Origin of the sequence: Acrocarpospora macrocephala (assembly GCF_009687865.1) — a bacterium.
Taxonomy (GTDB): Bacteria; Actinomycetota; Actinomycetes; order Streptosporangiales; family Streptosporangiaceae; genus Acrocarpospora; species Acrocarpospora macrocephala.
In genome coordinates this window covers 56,388-76,065 of record NZ_BLAE01000014.1, presented here as the reverse complement: position 1 = coordinate 76,065, position 19,678 = coordinate 56,388, and the positions used below count along the sequence as shown (strand labels likewise).

18 protein-coding genes and 1 pseudogene are annotated in these 19,678 nt (G+C 68.5%); 9 read left to right on the top strand and 10 right to left on the bottom strand.

Annotation, left to right across the window (positions count from 1 at the left end):
- Nucleotides 1–75: 75 nt before the first annotated feature.
- The gene (locus Amac_RS13875; RefSeq protein ID WP_155354780.1) at nt 76–1,107 is read right to left on the bottom strand and encodes a TIGR04222 domain-containing membrane protein; all 1,032 of its coding nucleotides are present in this window, start codon (nt 1,105–1,107) and stop codon (nt 76–78) included.
- A 754-nt stretch (nt 1,108–1,861) separates the two neighbouring features.
- Nucleotides 1,862–2,740 carry an RNA polymerase sigma factor SigJ gene (gene sigJ / locus Amac_RS13870; RefSeq protein ID WP_246268314.1) on the bottom strand — a complete coding sequence of 293 codons (879 nt, stop codon included), beginning with the start codon at nt 2,738–2,740 and terminating at the stop codon, nt 1,862–1,864.
- 414 nt (nt 2,741–3,154) lie between these two features.
- Here sigJ and Amac_RS13865 point away from each other — a divergent pair, with 414 nt between their 5' ends.
- From Amac_RS13865 to Amac_RS13855, 3 genes are all read left to right on the top strand, one after another.
- Nucleotides 3,155–3,622 carry a DoxX family protein gene (locus Amac_RS13865; protein ID WP_155354778.1) on the top strand — a complete coding sequence of 156 codons (468 nt, stop codon included), beginning with the start codon at nt 3,155–3,157 and terminating at the stop codon, nt 3,620–3,622.
- A 150-nt stretch (nt 3,623–3,772) separates the two neighbouring features.
- The gene (locus Amac_RS13860) at nt 3,773–4,717 is read left to right on the top strand and encodes an NAD-dependent epimerase/dehydratase family protein (RefSeq protein WP_155354777.1); all 945 of its coding nucleotides are present in this window, start codon (nt 3,773–3,775) and stop codon (nt 4,715–4,717) included.
- Between the two features lie 6 nt (nt 4,718–4,723).
- On the top strand, nt 4,724–5,650 hold the full coding sequence (locus tag Amac_RS13855; protein WP_155354776.1) for an RNA polymerase sigma-70 factor: 927 nt from the start codon (nt 4,724–4,726) through the stop codon (nt 5,648–5,650).
- 186 nt (nt 5,651–5,836) lie between these two features.
- On the opposite strand, the gene Amac_RS13850 is transcribed toward Amac_RS13855, so the two are convergent.
- Together Amac_RS13850 and abmR are read right to left on the bottom strand one after the other, a co-directional pair.
- A complete protein-coding gene (locus tag Amac_RS13850; protein ID WP_155354775.1) occupies nt 5,837–7,657 on the bottom strand; it encodes a phosphoenolpyruvate carboxykinase (GTP) in 1,821 nt (606 codons plus the stop codon).
- Between the two features lie 266 nt (nt 7,658–7,923).
- Nucleotides 7,924–8,442, bottom strand: coding sequence for an ATP-binding transcription factor AbmR (abmR, locus tag Amac_RS13845; RefSeq protein WP_155347061.1), 519 nt, complete (start codon nt 8,440–8,442; stop codon nt 7,924–7,926).
- 76 nt (nt 8,443–8,518) lie between these two features.
- Here abmR and Amac_RS13840 point away from each other — a divergent pair, with 76 nt between their 5' ends.
- Together Amac_RS13840 and Amac_RS13835 are read left to right on the top strand one after the other, a co-directional pair.
- Entirely contained in the window at nt 8,519–9,994 is a 1,476-nt protein-coding gene (locus Amac_RS13840; RefSeq protein WP_155354774.1) for an MFS transporter, read from the top strand.
- The gene (locus Amac_RS13835) at nt 9,972–10,559 is read left to right on the top strand and encodes an acyl-CoA-like ligand-binding transcription factor (RefSeq protein WP_155354773.1); all 588 of its coding nucleotides are present in this window, start codon (nt 9,972–9,974) and stop codon (nt 10,557–10,559) included. The genes Amac_RS13840 and Amac_RS13835 overlap by 23 nt, the downstream gene beginning before the upstream one ends.
- Here Amac_RS13835 and Amac_RS13830 read toward each other — a convergent pair.
- The 3 genes from Amac_RS13830 to Amac_RS13820 all read right to left on the bottom strand — a co-directional run bounded on the left by Amac_RS13830 (nt 10,556) and on the right by Amac_RS13820 (nt 12,873).
- Nucleotides 10,556–11,779 carry a C40 family peptidase gene (locus Amac_RS13830; protein ID WP_155354772.1) on the bottom strand — a complete coding sequence of 408 codons (1,224 nt, stop codon included), beginning with the start codon at nt 11,777–11,779 and terminating at the stop codon, nt 10,556–10,558. The genes Amac_RS13835 and Amac_RS13830 overlap by 4 nt on opposite strands.
- Nucleotides 11,780–11,878: 99 nt before the next feature.
- Nucleotides 11,879–12,379 carry a transcription elongation factor GreA gene (gene greA, locus Amac_RS13825; protein WP_155347057.1) on the bottom strand — a complete coding sequence of 167 codons (501 nt, stop codon included), beginning with the start codon at nt 12,377–12,379 and terminating at the stop codon, nt 11,879–11,881.
- A gap of 77 nt (nt 12,380–12,456) precedes the next feature.
- Nucleotides 12,457–12,873, bottom strand: a complete 417-nt coding sequence (locus Amac_RS13820; protein WP_155354771.1) for a DUF4307 domain-containing protein — start codon at nt 12,871–12,873, stop codon at nt 12,457–12,459.
- Nucleotides 12,874–13,045: 172 nt separating this feature from the next.
- Here Amac_RS13820 and mca point away from each other — a divergent pair, with 172 nt between their 5' ends.
- From mca to Amac_RS13810, 3 genes and pseudogenes are all read left to right on the top strand, one after another.
- The gene (mca, locus tag Amac_RS13815; protein ID WP_155354876.1) at nt 13,046–13,906 is read left to right on the top strand and encodes a mycothiol conjugate amidase Mca; all 861 of its coding nucleotides are present in this window, start codon (nt 13,046–13,048) and stop codon (nt 13,904–13,906) included.
- Nucleotides 13,907–13,915: 9 nt separating this feature from the next.
- On the top strand, nt 13,916–14,071 hold the full coding sequence (locus Amac_RS53615) for a hypothetical protein (protein ID WP_170321646.1): 156 nt from the start codon (nt 13,916–13,918) through the stop codon (nt 14,069–14,071).
- Between the two features lie 38 nt (nt 14,072–14,109).
- Nucleotides 14,110–14,373, top strand: a pseudogene (locus tag Amac_RS13810) (GNAT family N-acetyltransferase); the annotation flags it as partial.
- A gap of 1 nt (nt 14,374) precedes the next feature.
- Here Amac_RS13810 and Amac_RS13805 read toward each other — a convergent pair.
- Nucleotides 14,375–15,523 (bottom strand): hypothetical protein, encoded by a 1,149-nt coding sequence (locus Amac_RS13805; protein WP_155354769.1) that lies wholly within the window; start codon nt 15,521–15,523, stop codon nt 14,375–14,377.
- A gap of 195 nt (nt 15,524–15,718) precedes the next feature.
- Here Amac_RS13805 and Amac_RS13800 point away from each other — a divergent pair, with 195 nt between their 5' ends.
- A complete protein-coding gene (locus Amac_RS13800) occupies nt 15,719–17,746 on the top strand; it encodes a thioredoxin domain-containing protein (protein WP_155354768.1) in 2,028 nt (675 codons plus the stop codon).
- Nucleotides 17,747–17,801: 55 nt separating this feature from the next.
- Here Amac_RS13800 and Amac_RS13795 read toward each other — a convergent pair whose 3' ends face one another.
- Entirely contained in the window at nt 17,802–18,437 is a 636-nt protein-coding gene (locus Amac_RS13795; protein ID WP_155354767.1) for a response regulator, read from the bottom strand.
- Nucleotides 18,434–19,675, bottom strand: coding sequence for a sensor histidine kinase (locus Amac_RS13790; RefSeq protein WP_155354766.1), 1,242 nt, complete (start codon nt 19,673–19,675; stop codon nt 18,434–18,436). The genes Amac_RS13795 and Amac_RS13790 overlap by 4 nt, the downstream gene beginning before the upstream one ends.
- Nucleotides 19,676–19,678: the final 3 nt, after the last annotated feature.

The window sequence follows — 19,678 nt, the reverse complement described above, 5'->3', positions numbered from 1 at the left end:
AGACCCTGCCCCGACGAATCCGGCAAGCCCTCACTCAGCGGAGGGACATGCGAGCGAGCGGGATCAGCCGCCACCTCAACCACCACCACCGCAGCCACCGCCGCAGCCACCGCCACCGCAGCTCGAGCCGCCGCCCGAATCGCTGGAGCCGCCGCCGAAGTCCCCACCGCCGAAGCCGCCCGGGTCGGAGCCCCAGCTGCTGGAATCGCTGGACCCGCCGCCTCCGCCGCCGCAAGCGCCCGCCGCGCACCCGTATCCGCTGCTCCCGGAGGTCTGGTCTTCTCTCGCGATCTCAGCCGCGTCGGGCGAGTTGAATTCGCCGAGGCCGTACAGCGCGACCGCGCCGCCGACCGCCGCGTACGCGAAGGCGTTGTCGTTGGCGTGGCCGGGGTGGTGGTCGGAGTAGAAGACGAAGTTCCGGCCGACCCCGGAACCGGGTCGGTGCGTGAGCCGGGCCGTGCTCAGTACCTCGTACCCGGCGTTCGTCAGCAGGTTTCGCAGCCTGTTCCGGTTGGCCTGGTGCAAGCCCAGGCCGATCAGGCTGACGAACGCGCCGGCGACCAGGGCGAGGATATTGAAGACGCTGACCGGGACCGAATCGGTGGCGAGCGCCACCACCGAGATCACCCAGTTGAGGCCGGACAACACGACGAACCAGCCCAGGCCGCGGTTGAGGACGCGGCCGTGCGTGAGGGCGGCGTCTTGGACCATGTAGCCGCGGCCGATCAGCCGGTGCATGAGCCCGATCAACGCGGGTCCTTGGGCCATTATTTGGCGTACCTCACCGGCCGTCCGACCGCCGGGCACGGCGGCCAGATCGAGGAGCTCCTGCTCGACCGCCTCCCGCGAACCGCCGGCGCCGGCCACGGTGGTCACCCGCCCGCCCCGGGCCACCCGGATCTTGCCCTGCGCACTGAGCATCGCGATCGCCGTGTTCACCGTCCGTCGCGGCCCTCCGGCCAGGTACGCGAGCTCGTACACGTCCGGGGGTGGCCCGCCGAGCGTATGCCTGGACCGGACCCGCCGAAGTTCTCGACTCACCGCCGACGCGACCGAGAAGACCAGCACCGCGATAACGATCGCGGAGACCAGAAGCACCAGCTCCATGTCGCCTCCTGGGGGAGAGGACGGGGGGCCTTCTGTCCCGCATCACCCCGTCTACCCGATAGACGATCGCATGCCCGCGATAGTTTCGCATCCACCTGAAGAACGAACGCCCCACAGCCACAGACCGTCCAACACCGTGGTTGTTCCCCACCCACCCATCCCTTTGTTTTCCCACGGGCTCCGCCCACCCCCGCCAACACCGCGGTCACCCCGACGAAACAGCAGCTTGATCCGCGTGGCTCTCCCCACCCTGACCTACCTCGGGACTCCACCCCGGCCGTCACCGTGAATGTCCCACCCACCCATCCCTTCGATTCCCCACGGGCTCCGCCCGCCCCCGCCACTACGCCCTCAGGAGCTCTGCCCTGGGCTTTGCCCCGTTCCCGCCATTACGCCCTCAGGGGCTCCACCCGAATGGCGGGAAGTTAGTCGGTGGGTGTGGGTGTCAAGTGTGGTGAATGATGATGTGGTAGGTCGCAGTCCGGGCAGACGCGCCGGATCGAACACATGCTCATCCACCGGCACCACACGCTCGCCCATTCGGAGCTCCCGCAGAATTAGATCTTGGTCGAGCCACGTTCTAGTAGGAGATCCGTCCTGGTTTCAGGGCAATTGACGGCAAGCCCTGCCACCTAACTTCCCGATAGCGGGGCTCCGCCCGACCCCGCCATTGCGCCCTCTGGGCTCCGCCCCGTTCCCGTCGTTACGGGCTCCTTCCCGGCACCGACCGGAGACCCGAGTACGGAGACGCGCGTCAGGCCGTCGTCCAAGGTCGGAGTTTCTCGGGGTTCCGTACTGCCCAGATGTGTTTGATCCGGTTGCCTGCGACGTGGAACGCCACCACTACCACGGTGATGCCGTCCAGTTGAGCCACCAGACCGGGCTGGCCGTTGACCGTGCGTTCCAGGAGCGTCAGGTTGGGTGCCTTGCCGGCGACCTCGAGGAAGGCGCGCGCGATCGGCTCGCCGCCTGTGATCGGGTGGAGGTGGGCGCTGGCGAGGCCGCCGCCGTCGGCGATCGCGGTGGCTTCGGGGTCGAGGAGGCCGATGAGGGCGTCGATGTCCTTGGCTTCCCATGCCTGCTTGAAGTTCCTGACGATGCCGGCCTGCTGGGCTGTCGGAGTCGCGGGAGGCTGGGACGCGCGAATGCGACGGCGGGCTGAGGAGGCCAGCTGGCGGCATGCCGCCGGGGTGCGGCCGACGATCTCGGCGACTTCGGCGAAGGAGTAGCGGAAGACATCGTGCAGGATGAGCGCGACGCGCTCGGCCGGGGTCATCGATTCGAGCACGACGAGGAAGGCCATGTTGATCGACTCGTCGAGGGTGACCCGGTCGGCCGGGTCGGCTGTGGCGCCGCCCGTCCGGGCGTTGATCCACTCCGTACGTCCGGGCAGCGGCTCCGGGATCCATTCGCCCACGTAGCGCTCCCGCCGGGCGCGTGCCGAGCCGAGCAGGTCGAGGCAGATGCGACTGGCGACCTTCGTCAGCCAGGCGCCGGGAGATTCGATGGCTTCCTGCTGTTGCTGGGACATGGCGTACCAGCGGGCGTACGTCTCTTGTACGACATCCTCCGCCTCGGCCAGGGAGCCAAGGAGCCGGTACGCGAGATTGATCAGCTGACGCCGCTCGCTCATGATCGCGCTCAGGCTCGGATCGGGTCGGCTGTGTCCTGGCTCGGATCGGGTCATGGTGTCGACGACTCCCTTGGTCGCATCTGGCCTCACCAGTTCGACGAGACAAGGCACCGAACTGTGAGGCCGGCAAAGCACCTCACCTTTCGAGGGGCTGTGTCGTCGAACTGCTGAGACGAACACATCATCCAGCGAACAAGAAAGCTCGCGACATCACGACCCGCCCTCTCCGTCCTGCGATTGCGCCTGACCGCTTCCGACTGCACCGCCGGCATGGACGCTTTCAGCAGCGCCATCCAGCACCGGCCTGCCGGGACCCCACCAGCCAGATCGGCACCGCCACCCTCACGTGGGGCCCCCGATCACTCCCTCCGACTCCGAACCCGAAGTCGCTCACAACCTTGCGAGGAAACCCTTATGAACATCGCTCTGTGGATCATTACGGGACTGCTGGCTGTAATCTTCCTGGCCAGCGGCGCCGTGAAGCTGATCCAGCCCAAAGAGAAGCTGGCCGCCTCCGGCATGGGATTCGCCGAAGACTTCAGCGCCGGCGCCGTCAAGGCCATCGGCACCCTCGAGATCCTGGCCGCAGTGGGCCTGATCCTGCCCGCCCTGCTCGACATCGCGCCGGTTCTGGTGCCACTGGCCGCCGTCGGTCTGGTGCTGCTGATGATCGGTGCGAGCATCACACACCTCCGCCGTCACGAGGCCCAGGCAATCGTGGTCAACCTCGCCTTCCTCGCCCTGGCCGCCCTCGTGGCGTGGGGCCGCTTCGGCCCCAGTCCTTCACCGGCTGACCCAGCGCGACGTCTGGCTACAACCCGGCCGGGACGCCGTGGGCACAGCCTCCGCCGGTCGGCGTCGGGCAGCCGGTGGGCTTCATGAACGCCTGTCGTCTCGGCCTTGTTGCCCTCGAACACGTTGACCGGAGTGCCCGGCGGCATGACCCCGCCCTACTGTGAAATGGGTAACTGCCGTTCATGGGCTGCGGGGGTGTCTCGTCTCCTGTTGGTGAGCACGACGAACGGAGACGTCATGAGGATCTTCATTGCCGGAGCGTCCGGCGCGATCGGCAGCCACCTCGTTTTCCAGCTCGTGGCGCGCGGCCACGAGGTGATCGGCACGACCCGCTCGGCGGCCAAGACCGGCGCGCTGCGGGCGCTCGGCGCCGAACCGGTGATCGTCGACGCGCTCGACCCCGACTCGGTGGCCGACGTGGTGGCCAGGGCCGAGCCCGAGGTGATCGTCCATCAGCTCACCGCGCTGAGCGGACCGGCGGACTTTCGGCACGTGAAGCGGATGGCGGCCGCCACCAACCGGCTGCGCACCGAAGGCACCGACCACCTGCTGGCCGCCGCGCGTGCCGTCGGCGTCGCCAAGTTCGTGGCGCAGAGCAACTCCGGGTGGATGGAGCGCACCGGCGGGCCGGTCGCCGACGAGAACGGCCGGATCGAGCCGAACCCGCCCGCGGACGCCGCGGCGGCGGTGGCCGCGCTGCGCCACCTGGAGGAAGCGGTGACCGGCATCAGCTGGGCCGACGGCATCGTGCTTCGCTACGGTGGCTTCTATGGCCCGGGGACCGGCATCGAGGCCGCGCCGGACGCGGTCATGGCCGGGCTGATCCGCAAGCGAAGGTTCCCGATCGTGGGTGGCGGCGGTGGGGTGTGGTCGCTGGTGCACATCACCGATGCCGCGTCGGCCACGGTCGCGGCCATCGAACGCGGCAAGCCCGGGATCTACCACGTCGGCGATGATGAACCGGCGCCGGTGCGCGACTGGCTGCCGGAACTGGCCCGCGCGCTCGGCGCCAAACCGCCGCGCCGCGTACCGGCCTGGCTCGTACGCCTGCTGGCCGGCCGGACCCCGGTGGACATGATGACGCGGGCCCGCGGGATCTCCAGCGAGAAGATCAAACGCGAACTGGACTGGGCGCCGCGGTACCCGACCTGGCGTACGGGTTTCACCGAGGGAATGAGATAGCCGGACATGTCTGCCGCCGACCTGTACAACGAGCTGCGACCGCGGGCGTTCGCCATCGCCTACCGGATGCTCGGCAGCGTCAGCGAAGCCGAGGACGTGGTGCAGGAAGCGTTCCTGCGGATGCACCAGACCCTGCGACGCGACGAGCAGATCGCCTCGCCGCGGGCGTACCTCGCCACGCTGGTCACCCGACTGGCCATCGACCAGCTTCGCTCGGCACGGGTCCGGCGGGAGCGGTACGTCGGTGAGTGGCTGCCGGAACCGGTGGTCACCGGTCCGTCACCGGCCGAGCATGCCGAGACCGCCGACTCACTGTCGCTGGCGTTCCTGGTCCTGCTGGAGAGCTTGTCGCCGCGGCAGCGGGCCGCGTTCCTGCTGCGGGAGGTGTTCGAGTATCCGTACGCCGAGGTCGCCGAGTTCATCGGCACCGATGTGGACAGCGCACGGCACCTGGTCGCGCGGGCTCGCCGCCACGTCCGAGAGCGCCGACCGCGTTACCACGCCTCTCGGCGGCAGCGGGAAGAGCTGGCTCAGCGTTTCTTCGCCGCCGCCGGGCAGGGCGACCTGCGAGCGCTGGAGGCGCTGCTGGCGCAGGATGTGGCGCTGTACGTTGACGGCGGCGGCAAGGTGCCGGCGCAGGCGCGGCCGGTCTTCGGCCGGGAGCGGGTGGCCCGGACCTTGTCGGCCGGGATGTCCGCGCTGGCGCGCCGGGGCGTGCGCATCCAGGCCGCCGAGGTCAACGGCCAGCCCGGCGCCATGGCATTCGACGCGCAGAACCGTCTGGTCGGGATCATGGGCCTCAGCATCGCCGACGGCCAGATCCAGACGATCCACTCCATTGCCAACCCCGACAAGCTCCACCACGTCGACCGGATCGGCGACGCCGGCGCCCTGCTACGGGCGGGACGGGGCGGAGCCCGAGGGGAAGGGTGAGTGGAAACCACCGTGACAGCGGGGGCGGGGCGGAGCCCCGAGGGGAAACAAAGGGCTGGGCGGGTGGGAAAACCACCGTGACGGCCGGGCGGAGCCCCGAGGTAGATCAGGGTGGGAGAACCCCTCCGGAACGCCCGACGACGCTGGCGGGCATTCCTGCTTTGGGGTGGGCGCCGCTCACCGCTGTCAGTTTAGGCGGGCGAGCAAAGCGTGGTACTCCTCCCAGAGTTCCTTGGGCAGGTGATCGCCAAAGGTTCTGAAGAACTCGGGGACGAGCGCGGCTTCCTCCCGCCAGATCTCCGGGTCGACGGTCAGGAGCAACGAGAGATCCTCAGGGGAAATGTCGAGACCCTCGGTGTCCAGCGAGACAGGAAGGCGGCCGATCGGGGTTTCGACGGCGGAGGCCTGACCGTTGAGGCGGTCGACGATCCATTTGAGTACGCGGCTGTTCTCGCCGAACCCGGGCCAGACGAAGCGCCCCTGATCGTCCTTGCGGAACCAGTTGACGTAGTAGATCTTCGGAAGCTGCGCCCCCGGCGTCCGGCCGATCGAGATCCAGTGCGCGAAGTAGTCGCCCATGTTGTAACCGCAGAACGGCAACATCGCGAACGGGTCGCGGCGCAGTTCACCGACCTTGCCCTCAGCGGCGGCGGTCTTCTCCGACGCCACGTTGGCGCCGAGGAACACGCCCTGCTCCCAGCTGAGAGATTCGGTGACCAGCGGCACGGCGGTAGCCCGGCGCCCACCGAACAGGATGGCCGAGATCGGAACTCCGTCGGGGTTCTGCCATTCCCTGGCGATCGTCGGACACTGCTCGGCGGGCGTGGTGAAGCGCGCGTTCGGATGGGCGGCGGGCTCGGGCGAAGCGGGCGTCCAGGACCGCCCCCTCCAGTCGGTCAGATGCGCCGGCGGCTCATCGGTCATGCCCTCCCACCAGACATCCCCGTCATCGGTGAGCGCGACGTTGGTGAAGATGCTGTTCCCCCACAACGTCTTGATCGCGTTCGCGTTGGTGCTCTCGCCGGTGCCGGGCGCGACCCCAAAGAACCCGGCCTCCGGGTTGATCGCGTAAAGCCGCCCGTCCGCCCCGAACCGCATCCAGGCGATGTCATCCCCGATCGTCTCGACCTTCCAGCCGGGAATGGTCGGCCGCAACATGGCCAGGTTGGTCTTGCCACACGCGGACGGGAAGGCCGCCGCCACATAGCGGGCTTCGCCAGCTGGCGGGGTGAGCTTGAGGATCAGCATGTGCTCGGCCAGCCAGCCCTCGTCCCGGGCCATCGTGCCGGCGATGCGGAGCGCGTAGCACTTCTTGCCCAGGAGAGCGTTGCCACCGTAGCCAGAGCCGTACGACCAGATCTCCCGGGTCTCCGGGAAGTGGCTGATGTATTTGGTCTGGTTGCAGGGCCAGGGCACGTCGGCCTGCCCGGGTTCGAGCGGCGCGCCGACCGAGTGCACCGCCTTGACGTAGTCGCCGCGCTCCTCGATGAGGCGGAGCGCGTCGTCGCCCATCCGGGTCATGACCCGCATCGACACCACCACGTACGCCGAGTCCGTGATCTCCACCCCGAGTTGCGAGATCGAACCGCCGAGCGGCCCCATGCAGAACGGAACCACATACATGGTGCGCCCGCGCATGCTCCCCCGGAACAGTTTGCCGAAGGTGGCGCGCATCTCGGCGGGCGCGACCCAGTTGTTGGTCGGCCCGGCGTCCTCTTCCCGCTCGGAGCAGATGAAGGTCCGGTCCTCGACCCTGGCCACGTCGCTCGGGTCGGAGGCGGCGTGGAAGCTGTTGGGGCGCCGTACCAGCCGAGTGAAGGTGCCCTGGTCGACCAGGAGGTTGGTCAGCCGGGTCCATTCCGCTTCGGAGCCGTCACACCATTCGATCCGGTCCGGCTCGGTGAGTTCGGCGATCGCGCCGACCCAGGCGGCCAACTCGCGGTGAGTGGTCGGGTGGGAGAACTGCTCAGAAGTCGGCTGGGGATTACGCGAAACGGTGACGGACATCGGCGACGGCTCCTTTGTCTAGCGGGGCCAAATCATCATTGACGATGAATACGCGCCTAATCCAATTGGCGTAGACCAGTATGTTTCCACGCCGTTAATCAGGCCATATCCAGCCACCTAAGCGCAGGTGGCGGCCATGATGCTCAGTGGGAGCCTACCCGCCAAGGCCCGGTTCAAAGAAAACGTGCCCACTCCTTACCCGAATTTTCCGGCCCACACATTGGTATAGGCCAATCGCATTGGTCCAGACCTTTTGATTAATTGGTTTAGTCCACTACGTCGGGGCCCGCCGCGCGAACTCGATCAACGTGCTGGAGGGCATCGCGCAGGTCAGCGAGCCACGTGTCGGTGTGCTTGCCGACCAGCCTGACGCACCAGGCGAGGGCGTCGGAGCGGCTGCGCGCGACCCCGGCGGCGACGAGCGTGTCGAGCACCTGCCGTTCCGGCTGCCGCAGCCGGGTCATGACGGGCACCGAGAGAGTGGTGAACATCACTGTCTCCTCGCCGGCGGTGACCCCCCAGGAGACCTTGCGGCGGAACCGGTGCTCGGCCTCGCGGGCGATGTCGATCCGGCGTTCCCTGGTCTCCTCGCGGAACCGCTCGACGTAGCCCTCCAGCGCGGCGGCCTTCTCCACGTCCGGCAGGTCGTCGGCGACGGTCAGCGGCGGGAGCGCGCCGAGCACGGTGATCTCTTCCCGGTCCAGCACGATCTCGGGCCGCCCGGTGAACCAGCCTTCGGGCAACCGCCCGGTGAACCAGCCTTTCAGCTGTTCTTCTGCATCCATGTAATAAAGATTACACCGCATCTCGCCAGAGCAAAGGCGTTGACAGTAACTACATTTTGAGAGTTACTATCAATTCATGGTTACTTCCAGATGGTGGGCTCTGTCAGCCCTTGTACTCAGCGTCCTGGTCATCGGACTGGACGCGACCGTGCTCAACGTGGCGCTCCCCACGCTCGCCGTGGACCTGAACGCCTCCACCGGCGAACTCCAGTGGATCGTCGACGCCTACCTGGTGACGTTCGCGGCGCTGCTGCTCCCCGCGGGCGTGTTCGGCGACCGGCTCGGCCGCAAGAAGCTGCTGGTCGCCGGTCTGGCCGCGTTCGGGGTGGCGTCGGCGATGGCGATGCTGGCCGACACGACCGGCTGGCTGATCGCGGGCCGCGCGCTGATGGGCGCGGGCGCGGCGCTGATCATGCCGCTGTCCACCTCGATCCTGCCGAGCATCTTCCCCGCGGGCGAGCGGGCCAAGGCCATCGCGGTGTGGACGGCGGGCATGGCCGTCGGGCTGCCGCTCGGCCCGATCGTGGGCGGCTACCTGCTCGACCACTTCTGGTGGGGATCGATCTTCCTGATCAACCTGCCCGCGGTGGCGATCGCGCTGGTCGCCGTGGTCCTGCTGGTGCCGGAGTCGCGCGACCCCGCCGCACCCCGGCTGGACGTGACCGGCACGCTGCTGTCGGTGACCGGCCTCGCCGCCCTGGTATACGGCGTGATCCAGGCCCCGGTGGACGGCTGGGGCTCCCCCGGGGCTCTCATCCCGTTGGCGGTGGGCCTGGTGCTTCTGACCGCGTTCGTCCGGGTGGAAATGCGCAGCAGCACCCCGATGATGGACCTCAGCCTCTTCCGGGACCGGGTCTTCCTATGGGGTTCGATCGCGGCCTCGCTGGTCTCGCTCGGCATGATGGGCGTGCTGTTCGTGGTGCCGCTCTACCTGCAGGCCGTGCAGGGCTTCGACGCGATGGGCACCGGCCTGCGCATCACCCCGATGATCCTCGGCCTGATGCTCGGCGGATTCGCGGGCGAGCGCCTGCTCAAGAAGACCACGCTGCGGCCGATCATGACCGCCGGGCTGCTGCTGCTCACCGCCGGGCTCGCGCTCGGCGCGATCCTGCCCGGCGAGTACGCCTACACCGCCGCCTGGCTCACGGTCGCCGGAGCGGGCGTCGGCCTGACCATGGTCCCCGCCATGGACGGCGTGCTCGCCATGCTGCCCGAGCATCGCACCGGCATGGGCACGGGAGTGCTCCAGTCCCTGCGCCAGACCGGCGGGGCCTTCGGGGTGGCCGGGCTCGGCAGCCTGCTCTCCGCCGTGTACGCCGGCAACCTGCCCGATTCCGCCCCCGAGGGAGTGCGCGACTCGGTGGCGGCAGCCGTACACGTGCCGGAGTTCGCCGCGGCGGGGCAGGACGCCTTCGCGGCGGCGATGGACGCGGTGCTGTGGACATGCGGCGCGGCGGCGCTGCTCAGCGCGGTGCTGGTGGCGGTGTTCATGCGTGGCACGAGCGCGGAGGAGGCGGGAGAATCGGTCCATGAACTCGCCGGGACTGCGTGAACGGAAGAAGGCCAGGACTCGGCGGACGATCCAGGAGCAGGCCCTGCGATTGTTCGCCGAGCAGGGCTATGACGCGACGACCATCGAGCAGATCGCGGAGGCCGCGGAGATCTCCCCCAGCACGATCTTCCGATATTTCGCGACAAAGGAGGACATCGTCGTCCAGGACGACTACGACCCCCTGCTGATCTCCATGCTGGCCGAGCAGCCGAAGGACAAACCGCCATTGCGGGCGCTGCGGGACACATTCCGGGAGTCGATGGCGATGATCCCGGCGGACGAGCAGCGGGAGCTCCTCGCCCGAGCCCGGCTGCAGCTGACTATTCCGGCGATCCGCGCCCGGGTGACGCAGAACATGATGGACACGCTCGGCCTGCTGGCCGAGGCGATCGCCAAGCGGGAAGGCCGTGATCCGGCCGACCTCGCGGTGCAGACGCTCACCGGCGCGGTCGTGGGCGCGCTCATCCCCACCCTGCAACGCTGGGTGCAGGAGGACGGCGCGCGCCCGCTGGCCGAGCTGGTGGACGAGGCGCTCGCGCTGCTGGAGGCGGGGCTGCCGATCTAGCGAACCTGGGCGGCGACGCCCGGGCTGACCCGGACCGCGCCGGCGAAGCCCCTGGTGTGGATCTTGGCGATCTTGACGACGTCGCCGGTCCTGGGTGCGTGCAGCATCTTCCCGTCGCCCCAGTAAATCGCCACATGGGAGATATACGCAGGGTTGGTGGGATCGCTGCGCCAGAACAGCAGATCGCCCGGCTGGGCCTGCTCCAGCGGGATCTGCGGCCCGCTCGCCCACTGCTGGGACGCCACCCTCGGCATGCTCACCCCCGCCTGCCGGAACGCCCACTGCACCAGACCGGAACAGTCGAAACTCTCCGGCCCTTCGGCCCCCCACTCGTACGGCCGGCCCAGCTTGCCCACCGCCGCCCGCAACATCGCCTCGGTCTGCTGCGCCGACATGAACGCCGACGCCGGCCACGCGGTCTGCCGCCGGGGCCCGGCCAGCACCGGATTGATCGTCGCCACCTGGCTGCCCTTCGGCAGCAGCCGCAGCAGCGTCCGGCGCAGCTTCCCGGAGTCGACCTTGGGCGCGCTGACCACCAGCGCGTTCCCCTCCGGCAGGCCCAGGGCTCTGGCGGTCGGCCGGGACACGATCGCGGCGATCGTGCTCATGCCCACCGTCGCGTACGCGCCGATTCTGAGCTTCCGCCCGCCGCTGGTCACCTCGGACCCGAGCGGCAGGCCGCCGTCGTTGCCGAGCTCGAACGAGACGGCCACCTCGCCTTTGGCGATGTTCGCCCACAACACGTCGGACCCGGCGGTCGGCGCCGGGGTGTACGCCCGGAACGTGGACGGATCGACTCCCATGGTGGGCACCCGCCGCCCGTCCATGGTCACCTCGGCCGCGTCGGTGACATCCAGCGCGGCCACGCCCGGCACCTCCCGGATCCGGGCGATCGTATCCGCCGCGAGCGGTTGATCGCTCACCACGAACAGGTGCGGCTGCCGTAACTTGCCCAGCGGGGCCACCGGCGGCGGGGGGTCGTCCCTGGACTCCTCCGCGGTGGCCACGAAGTTCCGCTGCCGGGCGGCCACCGGACGTTCGGCTTGCCCGTAAAGCTCGGCCAGGATCAGGAGGTCGGCGGAGATGACCGCGACCAGCAGCACCACCAGCAGCGGGATCGCCCGCCGCCACAGCCAGGGCAGCCGGAGCGGACGGCGGCCCGGCAGCCGGGGACGGTAGGCGAGATCCCTGCGGGCTTCCGCGAGCGCCCTGCGGATCACGCCCTCACCCCTCTCGCCATGGCCCGACCCACGAGGCTAGCGGATCCAAAACGCCGAAATCCGCCGGAGCGCGTGTCTCCGGCGGATTTTGAACAAACGTCAGTTGCCGATGTACGGCACGGCTTCGAGCACCTCGACCGTGATCGCCCGGCCGTTCGGCATCGTGTACGTCGCCTTGTCGCCGATTTTCTTGCCGTTGATGGCGGCCCCGAGCGGGGACTTGGGCGAGTACACGTCGATCGGGGCGCCGCTCTCCTCGCGGGAGGCCAGCAGGAAGGTCACCTCGTCGTCATCGCCGACGAAGCGGATCGTCACCGTCATGCCGGGCCCGACCACCCCCTCGGTTCGGGGGGCCTCGCCAACCTTGGCGCTGTCGAGGATCTGCCGGAGGTGGAAGATGCGGGCCTCCATCTTGCCCTGCTCGTCCTTGGCGGCGTGGTATCCGCCGTTCTCCTTGAGGTCACCCTCCTCGCGGGCGGCCTCGATCTTCTTGGCGATCTCGATCCGGCCCGGACCAGAAAGGCGGTCGTACTCCTCCTTGAGGCGGTCGTACGCCTCCTGCGTCAGCCAGGTGACGGAATCGTTCTGGGAGACGGCCACGCGGGTTCTCCTTGCTTCCCTAGGTGAGTCGAAAGGCGTAGAAGTTAACGCCTTCGAACGCTTCCCCAAAGATTCCACTATACGAGATTGCAATACTGAACGTGCACGGCTGTGGCTTGCGCACTGGTCTTCACGCGCTCGGTGAACGAATTGTCGGACTCTCCGGCGGGGATCGTGACCTCGCGGGTGCCCACCTCGACGTGGTGGGTGTCCAGGGCGCGCACCAGGCACCTCGCCTCGCGGTCGGCGGGCTTGTGCACCAGGAAGGTTATCGCCGCCGAGTCGGCCGCGCTCGCGTCGAAGGAGACCACCTCGGCCCGGACGTCCGGATTTCCGCGCGCGCTGAGGATCACGTAGCCCCAGCCGGAGGCGATCACGGCGACGATCAGGCCGATCACCGCATACACCACGAACCGGCTGCGGCCCGCGGGAGGACGTTCGGGGAAGTCCGCGGGCGTGCCGAGAACCGGGCGCGTGACTGGCTCTGGGGACATGCGCGGAATCTCCCTGCGGTCTGGCGGCGTTGTCCGAGACAATTGTTCGCGGAGGGTGCCGCGGAGGCTTGCCCGAGGCGAAAACTGTCGCACCCTGAAGCTAGCCTCTTTGAGCAGTTGCCCAGGACATTTGAGGAGACCCGTGAGTGCTGAGATCGCGCCGTTGAGGCTGATGGCCGTGCACGCGCACCCCGACGACGAGTCGAGCAAGGGCGCCGCGACCATGGCCCGCTATGCCAGCGAGGGCGTGGACGTGCTGGTGGTCACCTGCACCGGTGGCGAGCGCGGATCCATCCTGAACCCGAAGATGGACCGGCCGGACATCCTGGAGAACATGGGCGAGGTGCGGCGGCTTGAGATGGAGCGGGCCCGCGAGATCCTCGGCGTGCGCCAGCGTTTCCTCGGTTTCGTCGACTCCGGGCTGCCCGAGGACGAGAACGAGCCGCTGCCGGAGGGGTGTTTCGCGTTGCAGTCGCTGGAGGTGGCCTCCGCGCCGCTGGTGGCCGCGGTCCGCGAGTTCCGGCCGCATGTGATCTTGACGTACGACGACAACGGCGGTTACCCGCACCCCGACCACATCATGACCAACCGGGTCTCCGTGGAGGCGTTCGACGCGGCCGGGGATCCCGATCGTTACCCCGAGGCCGGGGAGCCGTGGCAGCCGCTCAAGCTGTACTACCAGATGGGTTTCTCCAAGAACAAGTTCGAGGCGCTTCATGAGGCGATGACCTCGCGGGGCATGGGCTCGCCGTATGCGGACTGGATCTCTCGCTGGGAGGACAGGCCGGAGAAGTGGGATGTCACCACCCGGGTGCCGTGCGCCGACTTCTTCGAGACCCGGGATCGCGCGCTCCTCGCGCACGCCACCCAGGTGGACCCTGACGGCTTCTGGTTCGTCTGCCCGATCGAGATCCAGATGGAGGTCTGGCCGACCGAGGACTTCCACCTGGCCCGCGCCCTGGTGGACACCACCGTCCCCGAGGACGACCTGTTCGCGGGAGTCCACGCGGAGGCCCCCACCGCCTGCTCGTAGACTTGAGAGATGAACTTCATCGCCGCCGCCGCTCCTGAGTACGGCCCGGGGCTGCTCGGCTTCCTCGTCGTGTTCGCGCTGGGCGTCGCGCTGTTCTTCCTCGTCAAGTCCATGAACAAGCAGCTCTCGAAAATCCAGGTCCCGCACGAGAAGGACAAAAAGTGACCTAGGCCACCGTCGTCGACAATCCCGAAACCCACCGTTACGAGATCCTTGTCGAAGGCGATGTGGCCGGGTTCGCCCAATACCGGCTCCGCCCCGGGAAAATCGTCTTCCTCCACACCGAGATCGACTCGGCGTTCGAGGGCAAGGGACTGGGCAGCCAACTCGCCCGCGCCGCCCTCAACGGCGCCCGCGACCGCGCCCTCTCCGTCGTCCCCCTCTGCCCCTTCATCGCGTCCTACATCAAACGCCACCCCGAATACGCCGACCTCGTCCCCGACAACTACCAGGACGAAATCGCCTAACCTACTCGGGGGACCAGGCGCGTTCCAACGCCTTCGGGAGGCCCCACCAGCCCAGTGGGGTGAGGACTTCGGCTTTGTCGACGATGCCGAGGTGAGCCCACAGCGGGGTGACAGCAGTGAAGAGCATTTCGGTCGCTTCCAGGTCTTCCAGGCTGTCGGCCTCGCCGTCGTTCTCCTCCGAGTCCGCGATGAACCGGGCGATCCGCTCGGGTGAGGCGAGCACGCCGGGGCCGTACCGGGCCAGAGCCGTGACGGCGGCCAGCCAGTCAGCGTGGTTGATCGCGCACAGCGAGGCGAGCACCGAGTCCTCGTGGCTGAGCTCGCCGTCCAGGTCGAAGAACCGGGCCGCGTCCTCCTCGTCCGGCAGGTCCGAGATCGGCGCGGTGATCCCGGCCGCCACCGCCAGCCACAGATCCTCGTCCTCGGCCGGCAGCGCCGCCTCGTCCAGACCCGCGCAGGCCCGCAGCACGTTCCCTGGGAACCCCGGCCGCACCAGCGTGCGCCGCAGCCGCCCGGCGGCCGCCCGCAGATCCTCCACCGGCAGCGGCGGCGCGGGCAGATCGGCCATGCTCCGGCGCAACTCCCCGAGCGCGAACGCCTCCTCCTCGTCCCAGGCCGCGAACAGCTCCTCGTCCTGCTCGTCGCTGACCACCGCGCTGGGCACCCGCCCATCGGGCAGCGACGTCGCCAGCCACCGCTCCTGCAACTCCTCGTACGCCTCACGCGCCGCCGGATCCCCCGCCGCCAGCAAATCTGGATCGATCACACCGATCGCCAGAAGCGACTCCAGGTGCTCGACCAGGCGCGCGTACATCTCGGTGGCCACCGGGCCGCGCTCGCCCTCGTCCGGCCACACGAAATAGCTGCGGGTCAGCAGGATCGGCTCGGTCCCGGTCGACTCCAGCCACCGCTGCACGTCGCCCACCGTGGCCAGCCCCGACTCGATCCGCGCCAGCGTGGTCTTCGCCGATTCCCAGAACGCCGCCGACAGCGGATTCCCCACCGCGAGCAGCTCTCGCTTCAGGTCGGGCATCGACACCAGCGCCTGCCCCGTCGGCACCGCGAGCAGCACCCGCGCCACATCCCGCCGGGTGAGATCTTTCCCCGCCCGCCCGGAATGCCGGATCGCAAACTCCAAATCCACGCTCACGCAGCCTCCTCCACCGGCCACGCCCACACCCCACCGCGACACCTGACGTCCTCGCTCACGTCCCGTGAGCCTACGCCCGCCGCCACCCGAATACATCCCCGGACCCCATACCTGCTTCGCCACCTCGCCAGGCGACCTCCGCGGGACCTCGACGGCAGGGGAAGATGGAAGGAGCGGCTACCCAGGAGGTCGGAAATGAATCGGCTGGTTGATGCGACGAGTCCCTATCTGTTGCAGCATGCCGGGAATCCGGTGGACTGGTGGGAATGGGGCGAGGAGGCGTTCGCGGCGGCGCGCGAGCGAGATGTGCCGCTGCTGATCTCGGTGGGATATTCGGCCTGTCACTGGTGCCATGTGATGGCGCACGAGTCCTTCGAGGACGAGGCGACGGCCCGGATGATGAACGACAAGTTCGTCAACGTGAAAGTCGATCGGGAGGAACGTCCCGATGTGGATGCCGTGTACATGGGGGCCACCCAGGCGATGACCGGGCACGGCGGCTGGCCGATGACCGTCTTCGCGACGCCGGATGGGCATCCGTTCTACACGGGGACGTATTTTCCGCGTGCGCAGTTCCAGCGGTTGCTTCATGGCATCTCGCAGGCGTGGCTGAACGACCGGCCTGCCGTGTTGGCGCAGGGCGTGAATGTGGTGGAGGCGCTGAACGAGCGAGCGGGCCTGCCCTCGGGTCCGCTGCCGTCACGGGACACCCTCGCCGCAGCCGTTCGCGATCTGGCCAATACTTTCGACGCGGCACGCGGAGGTTTCGGCAGCGCGCCCAAGTTCCCGCCGTCGATGGTCCTGGAGTTTCTTCTTCGTGCAGGTACGGCGGATGCTCTCGCGATGGCGGAGAAAACGCTCGACACCATGGCCAGGGGCGGAATCTACGACCAGCTCGGCGGCGGTTTCGCGCGTTACAGCGTGGACGCGGAGTGGATTGTCCCCCACTTCGAGAAAATGCTGTATGACAACGCGCTGCTGCTTCGCGTGTACACGCATTGGTGGCGGGCCACTGGTTCCGTGCTCGCCAAACGAATCGCCCTGGAAACCGCCGACTGGCTGCTGCGAGAAATGCGAACCCCGGAGGGCGGTTTCGCGTCGGCTCTGGACGCCGACAGTGAAGGCGAGGAGGGCCGGTTCTACGTCTGGACTCCTGACCAGCTCAGGGAGGTCCTCGGAGACGAGGACGGCACCTGGGCGGTGACGGTGTTCGACGTCTCGGGGACTTTCGAGCACGGCACTTCGGTTCTTCAACTGCCAGTGGATCCCGATGATCGTTTCGAACGGGTACGGAATGCATTGCTCGCCGCCCGGGGAGAACGTGTCCGCCCGGGACGGGATGACAAAGTCGTAGCTGGATGGAATGGCCTCGCGATAGCCGCACTCGCCGAAACTGGCGCACTTTTCGACCGTCCAGATCTAGTTGATGCAGCCAGATCTGCTGCCGAGTTGCTCATAGACCTACATGTCACGAAAAATCCACACAAATCCATCGATCCACACGACGACTTCAGCCCGGAGGGGACTTCCACCGGATCGACCGGTGTGTGGCTGTTGCGTACCTCCCTAGGCGGACACGCAGGACGGAATTCGGGAGTTCTCGAGGATTATGCAGATCTAGCCGAGGGACTTATCGCGCTTTATGGCGTTACCGGGGAGACGCGGTGGTTCGAGAGTGCCGGGGAACTGCTGGAGAGCGTGCTGGAACGCTTCGGGGACGGGAATGGCGGTTTCTTCGATACGGCAGATGATGGGGAGCGTTTGTTCCAGCGACCCCAGGACCCGACGGACAACGCAACCCCTTCCGGGCAGTTCGCGGCGGCAGGGGCATTGTTGTCATACGCAGCCCTGAGCGGATCGACCAGACATCGGGAGGCAGCCGAGGCGGCACTGGGGGCTGTTTCGGTCCTGGCGGCGAAGTACGCCCGTTTCGCCGGATGGGGCTTGGCAGTGGCACAGGCCGCCTTGGACGGACCAATCGAGGTCGCCATAGTCGGGCCACCAGACGACCTCCGAGCAAAACAACTCCATCGGACGGCATTGATGTCGACGGTCCCCGGCCTGGTCGTAGCGTGGGGAAACGGAGACGAGACCGTACCCCTCCTACGCGAAAGGGGCACGATCAACGGGGAACCGGCCGCCTACGTCTGCCGCCAGTTCGCGTGCAGACTTCCCGTCACCACCCCCAGCGCACTCAAGAACGAACTCAGCCAGACAGCTTGAGAACACCCAACAAATGACCAGGCCGCCGAGTCGCAGCCGCCGCTGCTGAGCTTCATCAAGATCGGTCGAACAGCCCTCGCTCGAAGGCCACCGCGACGGCGGCGGCGCGGTCGTTGACGCCGAGCTTGGCGTAAATGTGCAGCAGGTGGCTTTTCACGGTGGCCTCGCTGATGAACAGGCGGGCGGCGGCCTCGCGGTTGGTGGAGCCGCGGGCGATCAGCGCGAGCACCTCCAGCTCGCGTGCGCTCAGCGGATCGGACGGCGCGCGCACCTGGCCGATCAGCCGGGTGGCCACGGAGGGAGACAGGACCGCCTCGCCGCGCGCGGCGGCCCGCACGGCACGGACCAGTTCCTCGGGCATCGCGTCCTTCAGCAGGTAGCCGGTCGCGCCCGCCTGGATGGCCGGCAGCACGTCGCTGTCGGTGTCGTAGGTGGTCAGCACGAGGATCCTGGCCGTGCTGCCGCGCTCGGCCAGCCGCCTGATCGCGGTGACCCCGTCGGTGCCCGGCATCCGCAGATCCATCAGGATCACGTCGGGCCGCAACTCCTCGGCGAGGCTGACCGCCCGCGCGCCGTCACCCGCCACCCCGACCACCTCGAAGCCCAGCTCGCCGGTGAACATGCCGCGCAGGCCGTCGCGGACGATGGGATGGTCGTCGACGACGATCAGCCGGATCGGGGGCTCGTTCACCTGGGCTCCTGAGCCGGGACCGTGGCCGATACGGCGGTGCCTCCGCCGGGCTCCGACTCGATCTCCAGGCTGCCCGCCAGCCTGGTCACGCGTTGCCGCATGGAGGTCATGCCGAAGCCGCCACTGTGGGCGCCCGGGATGAACCCAGCGCCGTCGTCGCGCACGTCCAGGGTTACCACGTCGTCCATGTAGGACACGGTGACGCCGACCCGGGCGGCGCCCGCGTGCTTGCCCACGTTGGCCAGGGCCTCCTGCGCCACGCGCAGCAGGGTCACCTCCACCTCGGGGTGCAGCGGCCGGGCCGGGCCGGTCGTGGCGAACTCGGCCCGCACGCCGTGGATGCCCTCCCACCGCTTCACCACGTCCGCCAGCGCCTCCGGCAGCCGGGCGGACTCCAGCTCCCACGGACCCACCGCGTGCACCGACCGGCGAGCCTCGGCGAGGCTGTCCCTGGCCAACCGGGCGGCGTAGTCGAGGTGGCGCTGCCACTCGACCGGGTCGTGCTTGGCCCGGGCGGCCGCCTGGACCTGGGTGATGATCCCGGCCAGCCCCTGCGCCAGCGTGTCGTGGATCTCCCGTGCCATGCGCTGGCGCTCGTCAGTGGCGCCCGCCTCGCGGGCCTGCAGGAGGAGCTGGGCCTGGAGCCCGGCGTTCTCCCGCATCGTCTCCTCCAGCTTGGAGTTGGCCTCGGCGAGCTGATCGACCATCTTCTTCCTCCGAACGCTCTGGTCGGCGGTCATATCGCCGAAGAGGCTGAACAGGACGACCAGGATCACGATGGCGACGATGACCAGCACGTAGGAGGAGATGACGGCCGGATCAGGGCCGGGCAGCCCGCCGAAGTAGCCGGTGACCGCGGCCGCCGCCGTCGCGACCACGCCCGCGATCCGCCATCGCCCACGCAGCAGGTGCCAGGAGTGGACGTAGCCGGTGAAGGCGTAGAAACCGGCGAACCATGGGCTGAGCAGGCCCAGCGCCGCGACGAACGCCACCAGCCCGGCGATATAGAGGCCCGCCGCCTTGCCGTTCACCATCCAAGCCGGGTGCAGCGTGACCATCCACAGCGTCCATCCCGCAGCGAGCGCGCTCAGCCCCAGGACGCCGAACCGATGGTCCCCTGAGATGTCCCCGGTGAGCAGCGCGAGCCCCACCGAGACGGCCAGCAGCACGTACGGAACGACAGCCAGACCGGTGGCCAACCGCCCTTCCGCGGTGTCGAGCGGGTCGGACGGCGTCATCGC

Coding starts and splice junctions, on each gene's coding strand:
- sigJ (WP_246268314.1), bottom strand. CDS start 2,740: ATGAGCGAGCGGCGTCAGCTGATCAATCTCGCGTACCGGCTCCTTGGC.
- Amac_RS13835 (WP_155354773.1), top strand. CDS start 9,972: ATGAACTCGCCGGGACTGCGTGAACGGAAGAAGGCCAGGACTCGGCGG.
- Amac_RS13855 (WP_155354776.1), top strand. CDS start 4,724: ATGTCTGCCGCCGACCTGTACAACGAGCTGCGACCGCGGGCGTTCGCC.
- Amac_RS13875 (WP_155354780.1), bottom strand. CDS start 1,107: ATGGAGCTGGTGCTTCTGGTCTCCGCGATCGTTATCGCGGTGCTGGTC.
- Amac_RS13820 (WP_155354771.1), bottom strand. CDS start 12,873: ATGTCCCCAGAGCCAGTCACGCGCCCGGTTCTCGGCACGCCCGCGGAC.
- Amac_RS13850 (WP_155354775.1), bottom strand. CDS start 7,657: ATGTCCGTCACCGTTTCGCGTAATCCCCAGCCGACTTCTGAGCAGTTC.
- Amac_RS13865 (WP_155354778.1), top strand. CDS start 3,155: ATGAACATCGCTCTGTGGATCATTACGGGACTGCTGGCTGTAATCTTC.
- mca (WP_155354876.1), top strand. CDS start 13,046: ATGGCCGTGCACGCGCACCCCGACGACGAGTCGAGCAAGGGCGCCGCG.
- Amac_RS13860 (WP_155354777.1), top strand. CDS start 3,773: ATGAGGATCTTCATTGCCGGAGCGTCCGGCGCGATCGGCAGCCACCTC.
- Amac_RS13790 (WP_155354766.1), bottom strand. CDS start 19,675: ATGACGCCGTCCGACCCGCTCGACACCGCGGAAGGGCGGTTGGCCACC.
- Amac_RS53615 (WP_170321646.1), top strand. CDS start 13,916: ATGAACTTCATCGCCGCCGCCGCTCCTGAGTACGGCCCGGGGCTGCTC.
- Amac_RS13840 (WP_155354774.1), top strand. CDS start 8,519: ATGGTTACTTCCAGATGGTGGGCTCTGTCAGCCCTTGTACTCAGCGTC.
- Amac_RS13800 (WP_155354768.1), top strand. CDS start 15,719: ATGAATCGGCTGGTTGATGCGACGAGTCCCTATCTGTTGCAGCATGCC.
- abmR (WP_155347061.1), bottom strand. CDS start 8,442: ATGGATGCAGAAGAACAGCTGAAAGGCTGGTTCACCGGGCGGTTGCCC.